Below are 23,698 nucleotides of genomic sequence, written 5' to 3' on the forward strand. Positions count from 1 at the left end.
AATAACGTCGATAAAAGCATATCTATAGTCTGATATAATCGTTACAATCAATTATCTTTGCATTTACAATGAGTTATAAACATTGTTTCTGTCATTATTTATTGTAATGAGGCGATTTAGCCTGTTCACAAGTGCTTATGTTGGCACTGTATTTTGCCTCGATTTCCTATTGCTTATTATGACAAATCAATTTTAAGCAATCTACCGATTTAATAATGCTTTTTATCACGCCCTTTATCAAGGTAGCTATGCAAGGTGGTTATGATAGCAAGTCTCGTAGGCAATCACAGTCAAACGGCGTAACTATTTGCTAGGTTTTTGTGACTCACTATCACTTGTGAACGAAGTTTTTATTCGCTTAAGCATCATTTTATGTGGTGAATTTTTTGGTTGCCTTTAACAGTAACCTTTTAGGATTTTAATTATGCCCCTAACTCATACTAATGCATTCAGCAAATTAGATGAAATAGCAGACACTGCATTGGTACAGTTGGTTTATGTCAGCACCCTCACGCTTGCTTCACGCTTAAATGCGGCGATATTTGATGAAGTAGAGGCTCATGCGCGTGATTACAATGAGCAGCACGGCATCACAGGTACGCTATGTTATGGCAATGGTCATTTTTTACAATGTATAGAAGGCGAAAAAGCCAAAGTTGCGGCGCTGACGCAGCGTATCTTTGTTGATAGCCGCCATAAAGACTTGCAAGTGCTAGTATTACAAGTGGTTAAGCAGCGTAGCTTCTCGGACTGGCGGATGCGTTTGCTGTTTTTGGAGCGTTGGTTATGGTCGCCTGCCACCAAAAAACAAGCAGCGCAACTGTCGCCCTATTTGCCATTTGCGCCGCACGGTTGGTCAGCTGAGCGTACCGAGCAATTTTTGCAAATTATCAAAACCTTTGACACCGCGCCACATATCAAAGCGGCAGGTATCACCTATAATGCGCTTGGCAATATGGTGCGCCATGTCGCTGCGCCGCATCAAGCCTTTTTAGTGGTGCAAGGTTTTTTAAGTGTGTTGTTAGTTGTTGGTTTGGTGCTGCTATATTTATAAGCCATACGGTTACGATGGTAAAGCATACTGCTTCATTTTATGACTGATGATAAAAGTTCTTATAAAAAAGACGCTAGACTTAACGTTTAGCGTCTTTTTTTATGCAATTAAAATTATTACGATAATAATAAATTGAACCAATTACATATCAAAAATCTTACCACGATTCATAATATTATTCGGGTCAAAGACTTTTTTAACTTCGCGTAAATAATCAATCTCAGTTTCGCTGCGGCTATAGTTTAGATACGGCTTTTTAGTCATACCAACACCATGTTCAGCAGAGACCGAACCGCCGTATTTTTGTACCGTCTCAAACACATATTTATTGACGATTTGACACTCGGCAAAGAAATCATCTTTGCTCATGTTCTCAGGCTTTAAGATATTCAGATGCAAATTGCCATCGCCGATATGACCAAACCAGCAGACTTCAAAGTCAGGATACTTGCTACTGACAATATGGTCAATCTCAGTGATAAACTCAGGCACATAGCTGATTAATACCGAGACATCGTTTTTATAAGGGGTAAATACTGAGATGGTCTCAGAGATATATTCGCGCAGCTTCCACAGCTCTTCCGCTTGCGCGAGACTCTGACTCATCACCCCATCAACGACCCAACCTTGCTCCATGCAATCCTCAAATATTGCCATGGCTTTATCCATGATAGGCTCATACGGCGCTTCAAACTCTAGCAGGGTATAAAACTTGGTACGTGACTCAAATGGCTCTTGTACTTGGCCATGTGCCATCAGCTTATCAACCGCCACATCATCAAAGAATTCAAAAGCGGTCAAATCAATCTGCGCTTGAAAGGCCGATAGTACATTCATGACATCATTAAAGCTGTCCATACCCAGTACCATAACGTTTAAGTCTTGCGGCTGACGCTCAAGTTTTATTTGTGCATGGGTGACAAAACCAAGAGTGCCTTCGCTACCAATAAACAATTGGCGCAAGTCATAACCTGTCGCATTTTTGACCATACCGCGATTGAGCTGCAAGATATCACCTTTACCAGTGACAACTGTGAGCCCCATAATCCATTGACGCGTCATACCATAGCGAATGACTTTGATACCGCCAGCATTAGTGCCGATATTACCACCGATTTGACTCGAGCCAGCAGAAGCAAAATCGACAGGGTAGTATAGGTCTTTTGATTCAGCAAATTGTTGTAGCTGTTGAGTCACCACACCGGCTTCAATCTCAACCAGTCGGTCAGCAGGGTAAAACTGTCCGATATGATTCATTTTATCCATGCTAACGACAATCTCGCCATTGGCGGCAACTGCACCAGCTGATAAACCAGTACGACCACCACTTGGCGTTAAGACCACATTATACTCATTAGCAAGGAGCACGATGGCTTGTACTTGCTCAGTGGTCTTTGGAAAGACGATAGCAGCAGCGGCAGGAGCGAAATGCTTGGTCCAGTCTTTGCCCCAATGTTCTAGGCTTTCGCTATCGGTTTTGATTTGGCTGGCGTCAAATTGATGCACATCAAGCAAGCTGCTCAAGATGCTTTGGACAGCAGTGGTATGGGTTGTAGAATCGTTTTTGGCGGTAGTGTTGCTTTGGCTAGCTAAAGAAGTCATGGTCAAATCTCGGTAGAAACGTAAGCGCTATGCATAAAAGGGATTATTATATCGCTAAATGGATATAACTCAGCGGTGTTAACTGTGTTTATATAAGTAATTGGGTTTAGATAAATAATTAAGTTTATGGGTTTATATAATTGATATAAGTATAAGCGAGCGAGTAGAGCAATGATAGATAGATATGAATTCATACGCCTATGTATGTAGCTATCTCGCCTAAATCATTAAAAAACAGTTTAATAAGGTTTGGCTATAAGGTTTATATATCATTATTCACTATAGCATAAAAAGTTTTCAGGCTTGATAAGCAATAATTCATTTAATCTGCTAACATCGCTGCCAAATTTTGTGTAAGATATCCAGACTGTTTTCGTTTCATCCATCAGACTTATCCCACTGATGATTTTTATAAGACAATTATAGGACAGTTCTCACATGGCGTTATCACTACAAAAAGATAAAATCCGGTTTTTATTGCTTGAAGGTCTACATGACAATGCGCTAAAAGTATTGGAAGGGGCTGGTTATCATAACATCGAGAATATCAGTCACGCCTTAGATCAAGATGAGCTTATCGAAAAGATTAAAGACGCTCACTTCATCGGTATCCGCTCGCGCACGCAGCTGACGCGTGAAGTGCTTGAGCACGCCCACAAGCTTATCGGTATTGGCTGCTTTTGTATCGGTACCAACCAAGTAGACTTGGATGCCGCTCGTGATTTGGGTATTCCTGTCTTTAACGCGCCATATTCGAACACCCGTTCGGTCGCTGAGCTGGTATTGGCTGAAGCCATTATGCTATATCGCGGTATCCCTGAAAAGAATGCCACTGTACACCGCGGCGGTTGGGGCAAGTCTGCGACTAACTCACATGAAGTACGTGGCAAGACAATCGGTATCGTCGGTTACGGCTCTATCGGCTCGCAGTTGTCGGTATTGGCTGAAAGCTTTGGTATGAAAGTCATTTATCATGATGTCGTGACCAAATTACCACTTGGTAACGCCGTGCAAGTAAGTAGCTTAGAAGAGCTATTATCAACCGCTGATATCGTCACCTTGCATGTACCTGATGTACCAAGCACGCGCTATATGATGAAAGCTGAGCAGTTTGCGCACATGAAAGACGGCAGCTACTTTATTAATGCGGCACGCGGTACTTGTGTTGAGATTGATGATTTGGCGGCAGTGCTTGAGTCAGGTAAAGTATTGGGCGCAGCGATTGACGTATTCCCGAAAGAGCCAAAATCTGCTGATGAAGAGTTTGAATCCTCACTACGTAAATTTGATAACGTTATCTTGACGCCGCATATCGGTGGTTCAACGCAAGAAGCGCAAGCGAATATCGGTCTTGAAGTTGCCGATAAATTTGTTCGATACTCTGACCAAGGTGATACTGCAACTGCCGTAAACTTCCCAGAGGTTTCTGTACCGTTTAAAGAAGGCTCGCATCGTCTGCTACATATCCATAGAAACGTCCCAGGCGTACTATCACAGATTAACCGTCTGTTTGCCGAAGCGCATATCAATATTTTAGCGCAAAGCTTAATGACTGAAGGTGATGTTGGTTATCTGGTGATGGATGTGGATTATAACGATTCAACCGCTGCGCTAGATCAGCTAAAAGACGTTGAAGAAACGATTCGTGTGCGTATCCTGTTCTAAAATTAAGCATTATGATTTAATTTTACGACTGGTATAAAAAAAGAGATGCTCTATTAATAGAGCATCTCTTTTTTATGGCTAATACTTTAAACGTCTAATGTCTAAAGTCAAAATTGAAAATTAATTATTACGCTTTGGCTTTATTCGCAGCTTCCGCTTGACGACGTGCTTCAATCTTAGCGGCTTTACGCTTTTCAATGACATCAATCACATCGCTACCGATATGCACTTCGCCGCGTTTTTTTGCCAGCTGCATTTGATGCTCGCGCTCACGGAAACGGGCTTTTTGTTCCTCGGTCGCTTTATCGATACAGTGCGGGCATGACTCGCCTTTGATATAGGCGGCGCTTTGCATTTCTTCATGAGTAATCGGCATACGGCAAGCAAAGCATTGCTCATAGTTGCCTTTCTCTAGGTCATGATTGACCGAGACGCGGTTGTCAAAAACGAAGCAATCGCCTTGCCACATAGACTCGCTGGCTGGAATTTCCTCTAAATATTTTAAAATGCCACCTTCTAAATGATAGACCTCTTCAAAGCCTTGCTCGCGCATAAATGCTGTAGATTTCTCACAGCGAATTCCGCCGGTACAGAACATAGCGACTTTTTTATGCTTAGCAGGATCTAGCTCTTTTGCCACGTATTCTGGAAACTCGCGGAAGGTTTCGGTATTTGGATTAACCGCATTTTGAAAAGTACCGATTTGAACTTCATAATCATTACGAGTATCAATCAGAATAACCTCAGGGTCTGAGATAAGCGCATTCCATTCGCTTGGCTTGACGTAGCGACCAACCGACTGTAATGGGTCGATATTCTCTACGCCCATCGTGACGATTTCTTTTTTTAGCTTAACCTTAGTGCGGTAAAAAGGTTGCGCATCAGTATAAGATTCTTTAAAGGTAAAGCTGCCAATCGCTTCGATACTACGCAGATATTCAAGTACGTTATCAATTCCTTGGCGCGTGCCAGAAATCGTGCCATTAATGCCTTCGCTCGCGATTAATAAAGTGCCTTTGACGTCATTTTCAAGCATGGTATTTAAAATTGGTTCACGATATTGCTCAAAAGCGGCAAAGCGCGTGAACTTGTAGAGTGCGGCAACGACGATATTATTGGTGACACTATCGTATTCGGTGGCATGGTTTGGTGCTTTGACGTCAGTAATTTGTGAGGTACTCATGTTTTCTCCTGCTGGCTAGGTCGCAAACCTAGTGCATTGGGTTTAAGGTGTTTTTTGAAATTAATTGGTAATGCTATAACACTAGCGCGACTATGGAATTGGCTAATGCGCGCGTAGTGTAGCAAACTTTAAGAAAGTTTTGGAGGGTTTATCGTTATAAAGTATCACAGAGATATGAGAGATAATAAAAACGGCAAACAAAAAAAGCCCAGTACAATACTGAGCTTTTTTTATATTCAATGCGTAAAATCGAAGTTTAGTTTATTGTTTAAAGTTACTTACTCTGAAACCAAGTATCGGCTTTGCTGCGAGCACTAGCGATGTCTGAGTTTGATAAGTTCAATGCCAATTGACCGATTTTGCCGCGTGCTTTGTTACGTACTTTCTCATCAAGCATGCCGTCACGGGCAGCCAAGTCGTACCATTTATAAGCATCGACTAGATTTTTTTGCTTTTCGTCTAGCAGAGCAAGCGTATAGCTGGCACGGTTATCACCGCGCATTGCCGCTTTTTCTAACCAACCGCGTGCTTGCTGTAGGTTAGGTTGCACACCTTCACCGCGTAAGTACATGATGGCAAGATTTAACTGAGCAGGGGCAACGCCTTGCTGAGCTGCTTTGGTATACCACTGGACAGCTTGTTGGGTGTTTTTAGCTATACCTTCGCCTTTTTGCAAACGCTTGGCTAAGTAAAACTGAGCGTGATTGTTACCTTGGGCAGCGCTGGCAGACAGCTCACTGATAGGCATTAGCTCAAAACGTGAAGTGTCAAGTGGCACGTTTGATATTAACTCAGCGTTGGCAAGGCCCGCACAAGAGAACAGGGCAGTAAACAACGCAGCTTTTAATAATTTCATAGCAGCTCCAAAATTAGGCAGTTAATAAGCAAAGGAAAAGTTGCACCGCTAGAAATTGTCTCGCTAAAGACAGTTAGACGGCGATAACAATTAGGTGAATTCTTGCAGAACCAACTTACCTAATCATTAGCAATATAATTAATAATGGTCGTGTGACAGTTGCGCTAACCGAGCCGATAAACGGTCATAATCGGGGTGCGACTGACACTATTTTGCTAGCTTAACACCCAAGCTTACGAAACTCAAATACTAATTACACGATTTAATGCTTACTTATACCTCATTGTCCTCAACAAAATCATACAGTTACTTGAGCGTAAGGATAAATTAACGTTTTATTAAGGTTAAAATTATTACCTATTGAGTTAAATTGTCGTTAATAACAAGGGCATAAACCCTGCTGTTAATCAGGTTTTTGTTTACTGACCCGATAAATAGCGACGTCTGCTAGCAGGTTGGGCGCTTGTCTGATTAATGCTGTCATCAGTGGGCTATGACCTTTTTCAGAATCACTGACCGCAAAGCGGTTGATGATATGAATATCATGCTGCGCGCAAAGTTTTTCGAAATCCTTAAAGGTACACAAATGGATGTTTGGGGTGTTATACCACTCATAAGGCAGCGCTTCTGACACCGGCATCAGACCTTTTAAGCCCAAATGTAGGCGGTTTTGCCAGTGCGCAAAGTTGGGAAAGGTGATGACGGCTTCGCGGGCAACGCGTAGCATATCAAGCAGCAATACATCAGGTGCTTTTACCGCTTGCAGTGCTCGCGCCATAACGACGGTATCGAAGCTATTATCTGCAAAACGACTTAAGCCATCATTGAGGTCTTGCTCGACGATAGATAAGCCTTTAGTAATGGCTTCATTAATTTTATCTTCGTCAATCTCAAGTCCATAGCCAGTCACGCCTCGATTCTGCTGTAAATGTGCCAGCAGCTCGCCATTACCGCAGCCTAAATCCAGCACATGTGAGTGCGGCGCAATCCAACGCTCAGCCAATTGATGGTCCATTCTCATGAGCGTGCTCCCTTGGCTTTTAAGCGATTAGCAATAAATGGTGCGGTCAAAAAGCCTTTAACAGCCCCCATATAACGTGGAATATCAAACAAAAACGAATCATGACCGTGCGGGGCATCGACATTGATGTAGCTGACCGGTTTGCCGGTCGCCATCAGCGCATCGACAATTTCTTGTGAGCGCTCGGGAGCAAAGCGCCAATCAGTAGTAAATGACACCACTAAATACTGACACTGCGTATGAGCAAAGGCGGCTTTCAGCGCGCTCAGCTCTTTTGCATTGGCTATATTAATATGCTCAATATCCGTGCTATTGTTTAAAGTTTTCTCAAGCTCATTCTCGGTAGAATCGGCTTTTACTGATTCTGCGAGAGAGGTTTCTAACGCTTCTGCTGATTTTGTTGATAATTCTGCCGCTGACGGATAATCACGCGTCGGGTCAAAATAATCTAAAGCTTTGGTCATGAGCAAATAAGTATTGGCATCGAAGTTTTCACTAAAGCGTTCACCTTGATAGCGTAAATAGCTCTCGACTTGAAACTCGACATCATAGCCATACATAAATTTGCCAGATTTTAAATCACGGCCAAATTTGGCTTTCATCGCATCATCAGTCAAATAGGTAATATGCCCAACCATGCGTGCAAGGATAAGCCCGCGCCGAGGATAAGTACCCTCCTGCAAGTAACGTCCTTCTTTAAAGTCAGGATCAGAGAGAATAGATTGACGCGCGACTTCGTTAAAGGCGATGTTTTGCGCAGAAAGCTTTGGCGTACTGGCAATGACCACGCAGCGTTTTAAGCGTTCTGGATAATCGACCGACCATTGCATGGCTTGCATACCGCCCATAGAGCCACCGACAATGGCATGCCAAACCTCTATACCCAAACGGTCTGAGAGCATGGCTTGGGTTTTTACCCAGTCTTTGATAGTAACAAGTGGAAAGTCAGGGCCATAAACCTGCGGTTCACCCTCATTGCTTATACTATCTGGATTAATGATCGTTGGACCAGTAGAGCCAAAACAGCTGCCGATGTTATTCACACAAACGACAAAAAATTGGTTGGTATCGATGGCTTTATTAGGGCCAATCATATTGTCCCACCAGCCAGCTTTTTTATCGTCGTCACTATGAAAGCCTGCCGCATGATGGCTACCTGATAAGGCGTGGCAAATCAGGATGGCGTTTGATTTGTCGCTATTGAGCGTGCCATAAGTTTCAAAGATTAAATCGAATGAGGGCAGGGTGCGATTGCACTCCAAGGTCAACGGCTCAGCGAAATGAAAAGTCTGCGGCGTGACGATACCAACTGAACCTACCGAGCCGACGATATCGGTCGTATTAGCAGAATGGTTGGTGGACTGCTCACTGGTACTATCAGAACATGCGCTCAAAGCTACCTCACAAAACAACAGTTATGGATAAAAAAATGGTTATAAATAAAACGAACATAGGATGGCGGTAGTCATTAGTCTAACTAGTTTGTTGTTATAAGCTGGTCTATTGTAGGGCGATGCACGTAGGAGTACAACCTTGATACGCAGTCTTTCAAGTAAAGTGAAAATAGCTAGCGCATTAACGGTGTAGCAATACCAAAGCTCAAGCGTTTTGCCCTGCGTTTTTGATAGATAAAATGCTACACTGATGACAAATATAGGCCTTTTTATTTACCCATGATTTGGTATTTGATTGACTATCATCTGCTTAGTATATTTTGATAATTGCCAAGCGTGGTTAATTAAGGCTTAATAGTACTATTGCTAAATTAGCTGCTTAATAATTTTAGTCTTTACTATTTTAGCGCAATACTCTCTTTTACATTAATTGACGCATTTTTTGCTTGTTAAGACTTAGAATCCAACCATAACGTATCCCAATAATAGTAACCTGATAATAGATAATGCCATTATGAAACCTGAATTGCCGCCACGTATTGCCGTCTTATTAATCAATCTAGGTACGCCTGACGAACCTACTGCGCCTGCAGTACGTCGCTATTTGCGTCAGTTTTTATCAGACACGCGAGTGATTGAGATTCCTAAATTATTATGGGCGATTATCCTTAATTTGTTTGTATTGCCAAGTCGCCCGAAGCGGGTAGCCGCAGCCTATGCCAGTATTTGGGATGGCGACTCGCCAATGCGCAATATCCTGAACCAACAAGTAGCGATGTTAGATACGCGTTTGGCTCAAAAGGCTGCGCCATTTCGCGTTTCTGTCCATTCTGCGATGAGCTATGGTAATCCAGGTTTGCCTGATGTGATGGACAAACTGCGTAGCGAAGGTGTTGACCATTTTGTGATGTTACCCGTATTTCCGCAGTATTCAGCGACTTCAACTGGCGCAGTGTACGATGCTATTACCAAGTGGTCGCTTAAGCAGCGTAACTTGCCTAATATTACGATAGTTAAAGACTACTTCGCGCATCCTTTATATATCAAAGCATTAGCAGATAGTATTCGTCGCTTTCAAGCAGTACATGGCAAACCTGAAAAACTGATGTTTAGCTTCCACGGTATTCCGCAGCCGTATATGGATAAAGGCGACCCTTATCCTAGACGTTGTAAATGTACCGCCGCGCAAGTGGCACAGGAACTGGGATTAGGACCTGATGAATGGATTATCAGCTTCCAGTCACGCTTTGGTAAGCAGGAATGGGTTAAGCCTTATACCGATGTCATACTCGATGAGTGGGCTAAATCAGGTGTAAAATCAGTACAAATTCTCAGTCCAGCGTTCTCAGCGGATTGCTTAGAAACGTTAGAAGAATTGGCGATTGAGAACCGTGAGAACTTCATCGCAGCTGGCGGTCAAGAATACCACTACATTCCAGCGCTGAATGCTGATGAGGCGCACATAGATTTGTTAGAAGCTATGAGTGCGCCATTGGTAAAAGGTTGGGCAGGGACGTTGGATGGTTGGGCTTAACTCTTTTCTTAAGTCAAAAAAATACCGGACATTATGTTCGGTATTTTTTTTCTGAATTACTTTCTGTTTTACGAATAGGTAATCTCTAAAAATTATCATCATTAGAAATCTTTGCCGCATCTCTATCGGCAATATCAACGATACTAGGATAATCTTTATCGTCTAAATTGTCTTCGACCAACACTTCATCAATTCGAGATTCATCGATATTTTGGCGATGCATCGGCGTTAGTCCTTGAGTTGCATCCGTACCAACTTCAGAATTATGAAATCCTGCGCTATTATCGATCACATCGTCATTATCAAAGAGATGCAGCATAGGATTATTTAAATCAATCTCTTGGCTACCGTCTTCGTTATCATCAATGTTGCTATCGCCTTCGATATGATCCATCTCTTCTGGTAGTGGGGTTTTTGCATTGTCCATGGATATGTCCTCATTATAGTTATAAATGCTATTAACGTGATCGTTACTAATTATCAAAATGATACATGCAAGTTTGCCGCGTTATAATCGCAACTAGTAGTAGTAAGGTGTCACAGGATGTGCAAAAAATGTAAGAAGGTAAGTATATAAAGTCAAAAAAAACGGCCGCCAGTATTGGGCAGCCGTGTATAGGCTTTTAGCTTCAGCTAAGCGTTTTCTAACTGATTAAAGTTAATTAAGAATCTTTCTAGCTGGCTTTACATGGTTCATGAGGCTGTAGCTGATATGAAACATGACTTTCAAAATCAATAAGCTTAAAACGCCACAAGTAAATTAAAGCAATGGGATAAACACTGGTTTCTGCAATTTCTTCTACTATTTCACCCATATTTTCAGGGATAAAAATGGCGTTTTCACCCATATACTCTAATAATGCCAGTGCAACCACAGCGATATATAGGGACACTGGTACCTTTTTTAATACTGTCCATAGATAACGCCAGCTATAGGCCAGCAAGCCCACAATCAGCAGATAGACCGTTAATAGTACAGCGTCTTCCCACCAAGCATAAGAATGGTTCAAAAATGAAAAACCACTGGGAATGAAGAGCTCAGGCAGGTAATTTAACTCACGGCGTATCACAGCAAAAAATACTGATACGGATGCCAACCAGAAATATTGACCTAGTTTGAGCTGGCTTTGTATCATATATTGAGCACAGCGAAATATGCAGGCGAATAATATAATGATACCTGGTAGTTCGATTACGCCATCTGAAGTCAAAATAAAGGCTCCTGGTTTTTACAAATGAAAAAGTGAGCGCGAAGGCTCACTTTAAACCGAAAATCGTTTAATCATTAACGTTGATTAGTCGCTATTATAACGCTCGCTTTCGCCTAATATCGTTATGAATTCATACTAACTGGTCAGCCGCAAGTATAAATAACGTAAGTTTAATCAGTTAAATGCTTATATGGGATACTATCTAACGTGTTGATCATCACTAATAACCATTTATTTAGGAGTTATTTATGAGCTATTCATAAGCACTGTTAAGCATTAAAAAAAGCATTAAAAAAAAGCTTCCATACGCAGTAGAGCAGCGAGGTAATGGTCTTTATTCTCAGTTTTATCATTATAATAATTTAGCTCTGTTTGCACATATAACCACTCTCGCCAAATAGGTTGACGGTAGGTGATAGCAGGTCCATAACTGTTTAAAGACGACTTATCCTCATCAAAATAACCACTGCTAGAGATACCGTATGCCAGCTGCTTTTCATTACCTAAATATTGTACTTGTCTGAGGTCATTGGCCCAATCGGTACTTTCGTCATCATCTTGATTGCGATAGCTGATGGTGGTGCGATTATTGATAAAGCGGTTGGCATCACTGCCGTATTTCAAAGTAATGCCGCCTCTGGCATAGTGTTCACTATCGAGACCATAGCGATAAAAATTGTCGTTGCTTACCGTCAATTTATCGCTCTCATACCAGTTTTTATCCATACTGAGTTTGACATAAACATCATCGAGAGAACGAATACCAACATCGACATCAGTTTTTACTCCGAGTTTATTTTCGATCTCATCACTAAAGCGTGACCAACGCAGGGCAATGGAGGCATTTTCTTCTCTTGTTTTTCTGGTGTTAACGAGCTTGTCTGGGTTGGTCTTATAAGTGCTTCCTGTAGCGCTTTGCTTCAAGAAAGCATCTTCATCCAAATCTTCATCACCGATAATCAAGCTTAAACGTTTCTCTAACATAGGTAGGCGTAAGCGCCCACGAATTCTAGGCTCAATACTGACATCACTACCTGATTGCGGATCATTAGCCCAGCGCGTATCTAGCACTACTCGTAGACTGGTGGTAGCAGGCTTTTTTGCATCAGGTTCACCAAACCAACCATCCATTTCATTAGCCCATTCATTCAATTGCTCTTGAGCCTCTTGGTGCTTTTCGTCTGCCCAGCCCCATTCTGTATTGGATGCTTGAGCGTATTGTTCATTATCTTGATGGATAGATTGACCATCATTTTGGTTAGCAGTTTGCTCATTGGTTTTAACGGTAGCTTGATAACCAAATTGGTTAAGGCTTTTGTCATTAATATCTGATTTATTACTATCAAGCGGCGCGGCAGCTGCTATATTTTTCTTATTCTCTGTGTTTTCTAAAGCTTTTATATTTTTTAATGACTCTGACTCTGACTCTGACTCTGACTCTGACTCTGACTCTGACTCTGACTCTGACTCTGACTCTGACTCTGACTCTGACTCTGATGGTGTAGTGTGAGAATTATCAGCCATTGCTGGCGTGTATAGGCTTAGACTAAGGATAAGATAACAGGCAATGTTATTGAGCTTAAATGGATTGGTCATAGAGCGTTTCAATTTTTTCGCCAAGTGAAGATGATGGATGGATTATGCGATGCTGAGATTATTATTGATAGAGTTAGCTGAATATGAAATACGCCTATTCAATCTAGCGTGCTGTTGAGATACGGTCATTATTCAGTAAATTTCAAACAACAAAAAGGCTTGGCAAAATGCCCAGCCTTTTCTGTCAAAAAATTCGTAGAGTAAAGCCTATGTTTTAATCATTAATGTGCTTCGTCCCAATTGCTACCAATATCGGTTTCAACCAATAACGGTACAGCAAAGTCAACATTCCAACCTTTTGCAACAGCCGTTGTGGTCAGGACATCTTGCATGGCGTCGGTAATCAGTTGGCGAATATCAGCAACTTTATCAGCATCAACTTCAAACACCAATTCATCATGGACTTGTAGCAGCATTTTTGCTTGCGCTTTTGGCAATACTTTATCGACTGCTATCATCGCAAGCTTGATTAAATCAGCGGCTGAGCCTTGAAGTGGGGCGTTAATCGCTGCGCGTTCAGCGCCTTGCTTGACCATACGATTACTATGATTGATATCAGGCGTATAAAGCTTACGACCCAATATCGTCTCGACATAACCTTTTTCATAAGCACTGGCACGAGTATTAATCATGTAGTCTTTGACGCTTGGATAACGCTCAAAGTACATATCGATATAATCTTGCGCCTCGCCGCGGCTCATCTGTAGCTGCTTCGCCAGACCAAAGGCACTCATACCATAGAGCAGACCGAAGTTAATGGCTTTAGCGTTGCGGCGCTCAGTGGCGCTGACCTCTTCAACGGCTTTGCCTAATACTTCAGCAGCCGTTGCCGTGTGAATATCTAAGCCTTCGTTAAAGGCGCGAGTTAAGTTTTCATCGCCTGAGAAATGCGCCATCAGACGTAGCTCTATTTGTGAATAATCCGCGGCTAAAATAACGCGACCTTCTGGGGCAATAAACGCTTGGCGAATCAGTCGACCGGTCGCAGTACGAATCGGAATATTCTGCAAGTTAGGATCGGTTGAAGATAAGCGTCCGGTGCTGGTCAATGCTTGATGGTAGCTGGTATGCACACGGTCGGTCTCCGCATCTGCTACATTATCAAGCGCATCGGTATAAGTGCTTTTAAGCTTCGATAAGCCGCGATATTCAAGCACAATTTCAACCAACGGATGATCAATTTTTGACAATACTGCTTCGCCAGTCGAGTATTGACCTGACTTGGTTTTTTTACCGCCCGGAACGCCTAGTTTCTCAAACAGCATTTCACCGAGCTGCTTTGGTGAGCCAAGATTAAATTCTTCACCAGCGACTTCATACGCACGTTTTTCAAGCGCGATAATCTCTTCATCAAAACGTTTGGATAGCTCGTTTAAAAACGGGCGCTTGATTAAAATGCCATTTGCTTCCATTTGACAGAGTATCTCAGCCGTTGGAATCTCTAACTCGTGTAGCAGCTTAGAATTGTTTTCGTCATTAGCCAGTTTTTCGCTAAAGACATCAAACAGCTGATACGTAATATCGGCATCTTCACAAGCATAGTCACTGGCTATATCAATAGCCACCTGATCAAAACTCACTTGCTTCGCGCCTTTACCAGCGACATCTTCAAAGCTAATGGTTTGTGTTTGTAGGTAATGCCGTGCTAAATCATCCATACCGTGGCGAGTAGCTGCCGCGTTAATCACATAGCTGGCAAGCATAGTATCCATCGCCCAGTTATTAGGATTTTTATGAATATTGCCTAATAAATCGATATCGTAAAGGCTAAGAATATGGGCATCATATTTTAAATGTTGACCGATTTTACCGATTTTTGGATTTTCTAAGATAGGTTTTAAGCGTGTCAAAACGGTATCGCGGTCAAGCTGCTTAGTAATCAGCTCATCGCCTTCTAAACTATGAGTCAGCGGCACGTAATAAGCCTCATGGGCTTTTACAGCAAAAGACAAGCCAACCAATTTAGCCTGACGCCAATAAACGCTAGTGGTTTCGGTATCGATGACAAAATGTGGTGCGTCTTCTAATAGTTTTACCAAGCTATCAAAAGCAGGCTCATCTAAAATCGTATGCCAGGCTTTATTATGACTTTTACTGTCGGTGACATTATCGATGGTGTTTGACTGTAAGGATTTAGCGATTTGTGCTTGTGATTCGGCATCCGCCTGACTGTCAGCAACACTTTGCGCGCCGTTCCCATTAGCTGGATGATTTGGATGGTCAAGTGATGCCAGCTCGTTTCTAAATTCAAGCTCAGTATAGAGCGCGCGTAGCTCATCGATATGGGCACACGGGTCGGTATTGATTTTTAAATCTTGCCAGTCTTGACCGATTTCTAAGTCGGTAACGATAGTCGCTAGCTGGGCATTAAAAGGAATGTCGTCGGCATATTCGACCAGATTTTTGCCAGCGCGTCCTTTGATGTCGGCGACGTTTTTAAGCATATTGTCGATGTTGCCATATTCATTAAGTAAATCTTTGGCGGTTTTTTTACCAATACCGGGTACGCCTTTGATGCCATCAGAGGAGTCGCCCATTAATGTTAGAAAATCAATCATTTGCTCAGGATTGATGCCGAATTTTTCCACCACGCCTGCGCTATCGGTGATTTTCCCCGTGAAGCTGTCCTCTAATATGACGCAATCATTAATCAGTTGCATCATGTCTTTATCACCGGTCGAGATAACCACGTGATGACCTTCGGCAACGGCACGATGGGCGAGGGTGCCAATAATATCATCGGCTTCCGCGCCTTCGATACGTAATAACGGGATTCCTAAGGCGGCGACCAAACTATGGATATAAGGAATTTGTTCGGCAAGCTCGACATCCATTTTTGGACGATTGGCTTTATAGTCTTCCGACATCGCATGGCGAAAGGTTGGTGATTTGGTATCAAAACAAACCGCCATATGGGTTGGGTGGTAACGACGCATGAGCTTTAGTAGCGCATTAAGCGTGCCGCGTATGGCGTTGGTTATCAGACCTTGGGAGTTCTGCATGGTTTTTGGCAAGGCATGATAAGTGCGAAACAGATAGTAAGAGCCATCGACCAAGATAAATGGTGGCTGCTCTTTTTTGACATGGCTGGTATCCATGGTCGCTACATTTGGCATGGTCGCAAAGTTTGGTAGCGTATTTGGATTAATAGGCGAGTGCGAGTTGTGATCGTTGTCGGTCATAGAAAGTCACTTATCAAATATTGGGCAGCAAGTATTGGGTAAAAACAGATATTGAGTAAAAAATTGGATAAAAAGATAACTTCATTATAACGATAAAATGCCTTCTTGCCGAATGGATGGCGAACTAATAAATGGATGGTGAAAATAGTAAACAGTTACTATGCGTACTAACGTAAATCACAGCCAATGCATAGGCAATAAAAAAGAACCCAGACCAGCTGAGTTCTTTGATTAATTTTCTTCTTACTAACTAATATTTTTATGACTTATTTTACTTCTGAGGTTACTTTACTATCGATATTACCGTGTGTGGCTTTCGAGTATGGGCAAACTTTATTGGCTTTTTCGACCAGCTTTTGAAATTCATCGGCTGATAGTTCTGTATTTTCACCAGTAACATGAATCTTCACTGCCAATTTAAAGTCTAGACCTTCGCCTTTCATCAAATCTACTGATACTTCAGTAGTCGAGTCAAACTTTGCTTTTTCTTCGCCTTTCACTGCCGCAAGCGCGCCATCAAAGCAAGCAGCATAACCCATGGCAAATAATTGCTCTGGATTATTACCGTCTTTACCAGAACCCGGTGCAACCATATTAATCGTCAAATCACTATCTTGTAGGCTTGCTTTACCAGTACGACCGCCAGTGACGGTTGCTTGAGTAGAATACAATGTTTTCATAACATATCCTTTGTTGTTGGTTTTTATAATCAATTTACATTATTCACTATGCAGTTTCTTACTATGCAACCTGACATAGAAAACCACTATCACATAGCAAACCATTAGATTAGCATAATGGACAGCGCTAAACGTATACCGCAAGTTTGCATATGGTAACTTGCTAAACCTGCTTGATAAGTGGCTATGGTAGCGACAGCAACAGGACTTTAGTATATAAATAACGACTGTATTAATGTAAACTAATAATAAATAGTCTTAGACTAAAATCTTCAGGATGGGTGATAAAGAAGCCTAACCATAAGGGCACTTTATCATGAGGGCACCTAATCATAAGGATACTGTTTAATGAATGGCTGGCTGAATAAACTAATTGTGATACCGAGTATGGTCTCTTTAATGGCTCTTGCGCTCGTCGGCTGCGAAGAAGAAGACGTATTCTTTGGCTCAGGCGGCAGTAATAATATAACGCTGACGAGCTTTGCTAATAGCTATGACAGCCAAGCCAGCGCGACGGCGATTGCACGTATCGATGAAACCTACCGTACTGGCAAGTATGAGATTCAGAGCAGAAACCTTGTCAATAGCTATAGTAATCAGAGTTTGAATACCTTGGATAAAACAGTATTGGCGGATAAATTTGAAGGACGGCTGGAACATAAAAATATCGAAGTTAATGGTCGCACCGTGAAACGCCCAATCTATGAAAAAAATACCAATAATAAGTTTAACTATGAAACCACTTATAAAACCTTGGATTTATCAGGTTTAAAAGCGGACAGTTATAGCGCAGGTAATACGGTAAATAGTAGTCGCGGCATCATTACTGGCTTAAATAATTATCCTAACATCCCAGCCACCCTAGAGTTTCCATCAGGCTCAGTTTGTTATATTCCAGTCGTCACCAGCGAGCGCGCTTTTTTAGCGTTTAATGAAAAAGACAAAACCGGATATACCGCGCTTGATAAGTGGGTTGAAGCAGCCGAAGCGCGTTTTAATGATGATAGAGATTATAGTACCTCAAACTTTGGCGTCGGCATAAATAACAAGCAAAAAGCGGCGCAAGTGATGTTTTTTGAATATAAAAACCAACCGGCTTATCAGTATAATGGTGTGGAATATAGTAAAGATATTTATGAAGCCGTTTATGTGGCCAAAGGTAGCAGTAATCCAAATACCAACAGCTTTCGCGGTGTGGTCGATTGCACGATAGTCAATGATGTCGCGGCTGACTTTTTAGAAAGAGAAATCAAGCGCTATTATTAAAGTTAAAAATATCTAAAGATAAAAAATATCAGCACTCTCTATTTAGCTTTCAGAGAGTGTTTTTTTATGCGCTAATTCTGCAACCAGACGCTAAATCCGCTACAATAAGCCCATTATTTATCCTATTTATTTAGATTGATTTCTAAATCACACAACCGTTGAAGCCGAAATTATGAGCGTAGATCCAAAGAAATTAAGCAAAGAAGTCGCCAAGCGCCGCACCTTCGCCATTATCTCGCATCCCGATGCGGGTAAGACTACCATGACCGAAAAGCTTCTGTTATGGGGGCAAGCGATTCAAGTAGTTGGTGAAGTTAAAGGGCGCAAAACCGACCGCCATGCGACGTCTGATTGGATGAGTATGGAACAAGAGCGTGGTATTTCTATCACCACCTCGGTCATGCAGTTCCCTTATAAAGAACATATGGTTAACCTGCTAGATACACCCGGTCACGCCGACTTTAGTGAAGATACCTATCGTACTCTGACCGCTGTAGACAGTGCGCTGATGATGGTCGATGGCGCAAAAGGTGTCGAAGAACGTACCATCAAACTGATGGAAGTCTGCCGGATGCGCGATACGCCCATCATCTCATTTGTCAATAAACTTGACCGCCAAATTCGTGAGCCGCTTGAGCTACTCAGTGAAATCGAAGCCGTATTAAAGATTAAATGTATTCCGGTCACTTGGCCTATCGGTATGGGGCAAGATTTTGTTGGCGTCTATCATTTAAACGAAAACAAAACTTATCTATATGAAAAAGGTCACGGCGGTGACATGACGGTCGCTGAGACGCGCGAAGGCTATGATTATCCTGATATTCGTGAGCGTTTGGGCAAGCTGATGTTTGATTCTTTTGAGGAGTCGCTTGAGCTGGTGCAAATGGCGCTTGAAGAGTTTAGTGTTGAAGCGTTCTTGGCGGGCGAGATGACACCAGTATTGTTCGGTACGGCACTGGGTAACTTTGGCGTCAATATGGTACTTGATACCCTCATTAAATATGCGCCGCCGCCAAAATCGCACCCGACCAATGAGCGCGAAGTGGCAGCAACCGAAACCGAATTTAGCGGCTTTGTGTTTAAGATTCAGGCCAATATGGATCCGCGTCACCGTGACCGTATTGCTTTCTTACGGGTGTGCTCAGGCAAGTACGAAAAAGGCATGAAGATGAAGCATGTGCGCTTGGGTAAAGACGTACGTATTGCGGATGCTTTGACTTTCCTTGCCGGTGACCGTGAAACGTTAGAAGAAGCCTATCCGGGTGATATTATTGGTTTGCACAACCACGGAACGATTTCTATCGGTGACAGCTTTACCGAAGGCGAGGAGTTGAACTTTACAGGTATTCCGCATTTTGCCCCTGAACTGTTCCGCCGTGTCATTCTAAAAGATCCACTAAAATCGAAAGCGCTACAAAAAGGTTTGCAGCAGTTAAGTGAAGAGGGCGCAACACAGGTGTTCATGCCGCAGATTAATAACGATTTGATCTTGGGCGCGGTCGGTGTCCTACAGTTTGAAGTGGTCGCGCACCGTCTAAAAGAAGAGTACAAAGTGCAATGTATTTTTGAGCCAGTATCGATTGCGACTGTACGCTGGATTCATTGCGATGACGAAGTGGCATTGGCGAAGTTTAAGAAAAAAGCACATGACCAATTATCGATAGATGGCGGCGGCTATTTAACCTATTTAGCACCATCACGGGTGAATTTGCAGCTGATGCAAGACCGCTATCCAGAAGTGAGCTTTAGTAATACACGCGAGCATTAAAATCAGATTTTTAATCTTCCTGCTTACTTTTAAAAGACACGCTATCGTGTCTTTTTTTATTATAAGAGCTTTCAGTTGCAACTAAATATCAGCTTTAGCATCGGCGTTAAGTACTTAAAAACACAAACAGTGTAGCTACAATACTACAGAATGGTTACGGTAGAATATCAATAAACCTTATTTGTACGTTAAAGAGGCTATATGAAATCTGCAACTCAAGTTTATAGTAATCATTCACAACTCTATCAACGATTCCCATTTCAGAGCAGCTTGGGGCGTTTAATAACTGTGTTAAGCAGTGGATTGCTACTTGGCGCATTAAGCCTATCAGCGCACGCAGGGAGCTTAATTAGTCACACTGAATATTTAGAGTATGAGCTGCCCAAAAAAATAGAAGAAAAATGCGCGGCGCGTGATAATTGTCCAGAGATTGAGGTTAAGTACCTTAATACCAATCATGCTTGGATAAATACGCTGACCAATGAGCGTATCAATCATTTGGTCGTTAATAGTAAACCAACTGAATCCGTGTCCATCACTAAGAAAAGTAGCCCAGCAGAAGTTAAAGCTGCTATCGACGGTTTTGTTAACTCGCAATTTTCTGATTTGCCGCAAGACAGCGTTTTCGTTTATAACTTAATGGTGACGCCCGAATATTTGGGTCATGTGAATGATTTCGAGATGTTTGAGATAAACTCCTATGTCTTTACGGGTGGCGCTCACGGCATGCCATATAGTGAATATCTGATATTTGACCAGCAGAGCAAAAAACAAATCCAATTAGCAGATATGCTGCAGCCCAACAAAAAACCTCGCTTTAAAGCCTTGGCTTATGATGCTTATAAAAAATGGGTGAAAACGGTCGATAACGATGTCAAAAATTATGAGAAGAACTGGCCGTTTACTTTAAGTGATAATGTGACGTTGACCGATAAAGGGGTTGATATTCGTTATCAGCATTACTCTATTAGTCCCTACGCATATGGTATGCCCGTGCTGAGCATTCCTTACGAGAAACTTGGCGGGATTATAAAACCCCGTTTTATGCCTAAATAATGCAAACAATAAATTTTAGCTAATATTGAACTTATCATTTAAAAAATAGTCGTTTAAAGAAACTGATTAAGTAAAGACAGCCATTAAACATTTAATAAAAATAAGGAGTGATAGCATGACGAACCATACAGAAAATGCCAATACACCAGTAGCCACAGATGGCGCAGCATGGCAGCTTGATGCCTTAACCGAAGCCCTGGGTGCTCTGACATTGACAGTCAGTGATAGCTTGTCTGTGGGACGCGGTAGCGATAATGATGTGGTGCTCGGCAGCAAGCAGGTATCGCGCAATCATGCGGTGCTGAGCGTATTAAACGGTAAGTTGTACGTTAAGGACTTAGAATCATCAAACGGTACCTTTATCAACGACCAGCGTATTGAGGCCAATAAATCTACAAACCTTGCTGCTAATGATACGCTAGGTTTTGCAAGCTTTAGCTTTCAGGTAAGCGCGCCAGTGGCTGCTATGGATAATGAGGAAGTAGTTGCAGATAAACCAACTTTGATGTTGAGTCCTGATACTGAAATAGCGCCTATTGTTGAAGCGGAGCCAGTCGTTAAAAAAAATGTTATCGAAGAGATATTGCCTACTGAGGATAATCTACAAGCTACTCCTAGCGCAGCAGTTGTGCAAACTGCACATACATTAGACAAGCCAGTCGTTAAAGAAACAGGAATTAATGAAGTCTTGTCAGCGACATTGACTGAAGCGAATCCCGTTATCACTGAGTCAACTGAGCACACAGTAGTGACGCCTAAAGAAGCACCAGCTCCAACGAGCGCCCCTGTTGTAGGAGAATCAACACAGACGGCAGCTCTTCAAACAGAGAAAGAAGCAGACGCTGATATGCATGATAAAACCACCAAAACAGCTTTGCAGGAAGAAGCAGATCCTGATGTGTTACGTGCCAAGCAAGCTGCTACTGGGCAGTTTTCAGGTACTGCCAATTTGGGACAACCTCGCGACCTTGGCACAACGGGTAATAATGCCATGGATCAAGCCATTGATAACCCTGCTAATGCGGGACAGATTGAGAAAAAGCCCAGCGGCAGTTGGTTTATATGGGTATTTGTGGCAGTTTTAATTATTGGCCTAGCATTATGGTTATTTAATATGGGCGTCGTATAATTGCTTTAGCGCCAACAATCGTTTATAAAATTCCTTAAAAAAGGCATCTGCCAGCTCAATACTATTTATATAACTTGTAACTTTTAAAGGTTATTAAATTATCACTGGCAGTTTGCCAATTTACTGTATAAATTGTCCGTTTATAGATTAACTTTATGAATCATTTGTTAGAAGTCATTAAAATATAAAGTTAATTAAAAGGTTTTATTATTGATTTAGGTAGTAAAAATAATCGGTAGTAGAGAAGATAGCAGCAAGCTATTTAGCTTGCTGCTTGGCTGATAATATTAATTACGATAAAAAGTGCGATTTAATGTTAGAAAAAACACTAACGTAATCAAGTGTTTGACGGTTCTCATGAAAATAATGCTAAAAAAACTGAAAAATAGCTTGCGTCTGTCAAAATATTTGATAGAATAGCCACCACTTTAAGAGAACAAGCCGACTTAGCTCAGTTGGTAGAGCAACTGACTTGTAATCAGTAGGTCGCCAGTTCGATCCCGGCAGTCGGCACCATCTCTTTCAAAGTCGCTTTTTATGAATTTGCTTTAAATTAAAGTAATTTTATATCAAGCAATCTAGGTGGGATTGGGGAGCGGTCAAACCCAACAGACTGTAAATCTGTCGCGAAAGCTTCGAAGGTTCGAATCCTTCTCCCACCACCATATTTTTTTCAAAGTTTGTCCTAGCGCCAAGCATACTCTATATCTTAAACGACTCACTATCAGAGTCAAACAGCATAAGAGTAAATGCGGGTGTGGTATAATGGTAACACCTTAGCCTTCCAAGCTAATGACGCGGGTTCGATTCCCGCCACCCGCTCCATATATGCACCATCGCAGCAACTATCAATCATCACGACAGTCAGTTATTATTGCTGTATCGTGATATTTTTTTTAGTGCAACCCAGTAGTTGGCTAGAATACGCTCATATAGCTCAGCGGTAGAGCACTCCCTTGGTAAGGGAGAGGTCTTGAGTTCAATTCTCAATATGAGCTCCATTTATTATTCAAGTGTTTTATCGAAATCATAGAATATTGAAAATTATAAATAGAGTGTGGCAGATAATGATTTAAGGGTAACACTGAGGTGTTGCCTTTTAGTGCTGTCTGTTTACTAATAAGATATAGCAAGACATAGTAGCATTGGCAATGTGCGTTATAATACGCGGCAATGTGCAAGAGATTGAAAAGCAAGTATAATGTCTCTATATAAAGTTGTAGGCATTATTACCGCTATCAACATTACCGCTATCAATCCTTGTTAATGAATAAGCTTTAGTAGTAAAACCATAGCGTCAACGGTTTGATGGTTTTTATGCATCATGAGCCGTCAAACAGCTATTTACCGATCTTTGATTGTTAAAGATTCATCAAAAAAAGAGGAAATACCCATGGCAAAGGCCAAGTTTGAACGCAGCAAGCCACACGTCAACGTCGGTACTATCGGACACGTTGACCACGGTAAAACAACCCTAACCGCCGCTATCGCAACCGTAGCA

General features: G+C 42.0%; 18 protein-coding genes and 4 tRNA genes. 12 read left to right on the forward strand and 10 right to left on the reverse strand.

The genetic code is table 11. The features are described from left to right. The first annotated feature begins 424 nt into the window (after positions 1 to 424). Complete coding sequence (locus JMW39_RS09625) at positions 425 to 1,054, forward strand: BLUF domain-containing protein (RefSeq protein WP_227679478.1); 630 nt, start codon at positions 425 to 427, stop codon at positions 1,052 to 1,054. A 141-nt stretch (positions 1,055 to 1,195) separates the two neighbouring features. Here the strand turns inward: JMW39_RS09625 and JMW39_RS09630 are convergent, their stop codons facing one another. Next, positions 1,196 to 2,656, reverse strand: a complete 1,461-nt coding sequence (locus tag JMW39_RS09630) for an FAD-binding oxidoreductase (protein WP_201546272.1) — start codon at positions 2,654 to 2,656, stop codon at positions 1,196 to 1,198. A gap of 438 nt (positions 2,657 to 3,094) precedes the next feature. On the opposite strand from JMW39_RS09630, the gene serA reads away from it, so the two are divergent. Next, positions 3,095 to 4,321, forward strand: coding sequence for a phosphoglycerate dehydrogenase (serA, locus tag JMW39_RS09635; RefSeq protein ID WP_201546273.1), 1,227 nt, complete (start codon positions 3,095 to 3,097; stop codon positions 4,319 to 4,321). Between the two features lie 127 nt (positions 4,322 to 4,448). Here serA and JMW39_RS09640 read toward each other — a convergent pair whose 3' ends face one another. From JMW39_RS09640 to metX, 4 genes are all read right to left on the reverse strand, one after another. Next, positions 4,449 to 5,504 carry a rhodanese-related sulfurtransferase gene (locus tag JMW39_RS09640; RefSeq protein WP_201546274.1) on the reverse strand — a complete coding sequence of 352 codons (1,056 nt, stop codon included), beginning with the start codon at positions 5,502 to 5,504 and terminating at the stop codon, positions 4,449 to 4,451. Between the two features lie 274 nt (positions 5,505 to 5,778). Next, entirely contained in the window at positions 5,779 to 6,360 is a 582-nt protein-coding gene (locus tag JMW39_RS09645) for a tetratricopeptide repeat protein (RefSeq protein ID WP_201546275.1), read from the reverse strand. A 403-nt stretch (positions 6,361 to 6,763) separates the two neighbouring features. After that, positions 6,764 to 7,381 (reverse strand): methionine biosynthesis protein MetW, encoded by a 618-nt coding sequence (metW, locus tag JMW39_RS09650; protein WP_201546276.1) that lies wholly within the window; start codon positions 7,379 to 7,381, stop codon positions 6,764 to 6,766. Beyond that, the gene (metX, locus tag JMW39_RS09655) at positions 7,378 to 8,712 is read right to left on the reverse strand and encodes a homoserine O-acetyltransferase MetX (protein WP_201546294.1); all 1,335 of its coding nucleotides are present in this window, start codon (positions 8,710 to 8,712) and stop codon (positions 7,378 to 7,380) included. The genes metW and metX overlap by 4 nt, the downstream gene beginning before the upstream one ends. Positions 8,713 to 9,289: 577 nt before the next feature. Here metX and hemH point away from each other — a divergent pair. Continuing rightward, positions 9,290 to 10,309, forward strand: coding sequence for a ferrochelatase (gene hemH, locus JMW39_RS09660; protein ID WP_201546277.1), 1,020 nt, complete (start codon positions 9,290 to 9,292; stop codon positions 10,307 to 10,309). Positions 10,310 to 10,394: 85 nt separating this feature from the next. Here the strand turns inward: hemH and JMW39_RS09665 are convergent, their stop codons facing one another. The 5 genes from JMW39_RS09665 to JMW39_RS09685 all read right to left on the reverse strand — a co-directional run bounded on the left by JMW39_RS09665 (position 10,395) and on the right by JMW39_RS09685 (position 16,978). After that, complete coding sequence (locus tag JMW39_RS09665) at positions 10,395 to 10,736, reverse strand: hypothetical protein (protein ID WP_201546278.1); 342 nt, start codon at positions 10,734 to 10,736, stop codon at positions 10,395 to 10,397. Between the two features lie 247 nt (positions 10,737 to 10,983). After that, a complete protein-coding gene (locus JMW39_RS09670) occupies positions 10,984 to 11,520 on the reverse strand; it encodes a hypothetical protein (RefSeq protein ID WP_201546279.1) in 537 nt (178 codons plus the stop codon). A 288-nt stretch (positions 11,521 to 11,808) separates the two neighbouring features. Further along, positions 11,809 to 13,116 (reverse strand): hypothetical protein, encoded by a 1,308-nt coding sequence (locus JMW39_RS09675; RefSeq protein WP_201546280.1) that lies wholly within the window; start codon positions 13,114 to 13,116, stop codon positions 11,809 to 11,811. A gap of 221 nt (positions 13,117 to 13,337) precedes the next feature. Continuing rightward, complete coding sequence (polA, locus tag JMW39_RS09680; protein WP_201546281.1) at positions 13,338 to 16,298, reverse strand: DNA polymerase I; 2,961 nt, start codon at positions 16,296 to 16,298, stop codon at positions 13,338 to 13,340. 266 nt (positions 16,299 to 16,564) lie between these two features. After that, positions 16,565 to 16,978 (reverse strand): organic hydroperoxide resistance protein, encoded by a 414-nt coding sequence (locus JMW39_RS09685; RefSeq protein ID WP_201546282.1) that lies wholly within the window; start codon positions 16,976 to 16,978, stop codon positions 16,565 to 16,567. 387 nt (positions 16,979 to 17,365) lie between these two features. On the opposite strand from JMW39_RS09685, the gene JMW39_RS09690 reads away from it, so the two are divergent. The 9 genes from JMW39_RS09690 to JMW39_RS09730 form a co-directional block, all read left to right on the forward strand. Continuing rightward, the gene (locus tag JMW39_RS09690) at positions 17,366 to 18,244 is read left to right on the forward strand and encodes a hypothetical protein (RefSeq protein WP_201546283.1); all 879 of its coding nucleotides are present in this window, start codon (positions 17,366 to 17,368) and stop codon (positions 18,242 to 18,244) included. Positions 18,245 to 18,416: 172 nt separating this feature from the next. Beyond that, complete coding sequence (locus JMW39_RS09695; RefSeq protein ID WP_201546284.1) at positions 18,417 to 20,012, forward strand: peptide chain release factor 3; 1,596 nt, start codon at positions 18,417 to 18,419, stop codon at positions 20,010 to 20,012. A 201-nt stretch (positions 20,013 to 20,213) separates the two neighbouring features. Next, positions 20,214 to 21,068, forward strand: coding sequence for an RsiV family protein (locus tag JMW39_RS09700; protein WP_201546285.1), 855 nt, complete (start codon positions 20,214 to 20,216; stop codon positions 21,066 to 21,068). 115 nt (positions 21,069 to 21,183) lie between these two features. Further along, complete coding sequence (locus JMW39_RS09705; RefSeq protein ID WP_201546286.1) at positions 21,184 to 22,197, forward strand: FHA domain-containing protein; 1,014 nt, start codon at positions 21,184 to 21,186, stop codon at positions 22,195 to 22,197. A 440-nt stretch (positions 22,198 to 22,637) separates the two neighbouring features. Then, a tRNA-Thr gene (locus tag JMW39_RS09710) sits at positions 22,638 to 22,713 on the forward strand. A 65-nt stretch (positions 22,714 to 22,778) separates the two neighbouring features. Beyond that, positions 22,779 to 22,862: transfer RNA gene (locus JMW39_RS09715), tRNA-Tyr, on the forward strand. Between the two features lie 86 nt (positions 22,863 to 22,948). After that, positions 22,949 to 23,022, forward strand: a tRNA-Gly gene (locus JMW39_RS09720). 101 nt (positions 23,023 to 23,123) lie between these two features. Beyond that, a tRNA-Thr gene (locus JMW39_RS09725) sits at positions 23,124 to 23,198 on the forward strand. Positions 23,199 to 23,590: 392 nt separating this feature from the next. Then, on the forward strand, positions 23,591 to 23,698 hold a 108-nt coding region (locus JMW39_RS09730), incomplete at its 3' end, for a GTP-binding protein (protein ID WP_227671040.1).

Source organism: Psychrobacter immobilis (genome assembly GCF_904846175.1).
In the GTDB taxonomy this organism is placed as follows: Bacteria; Pseudomonadota; Gammaproteobacteria; order Pseudomonadales; family Moraxellaceae; genus Psychrobacter; species Psychrobacter immobilis_E.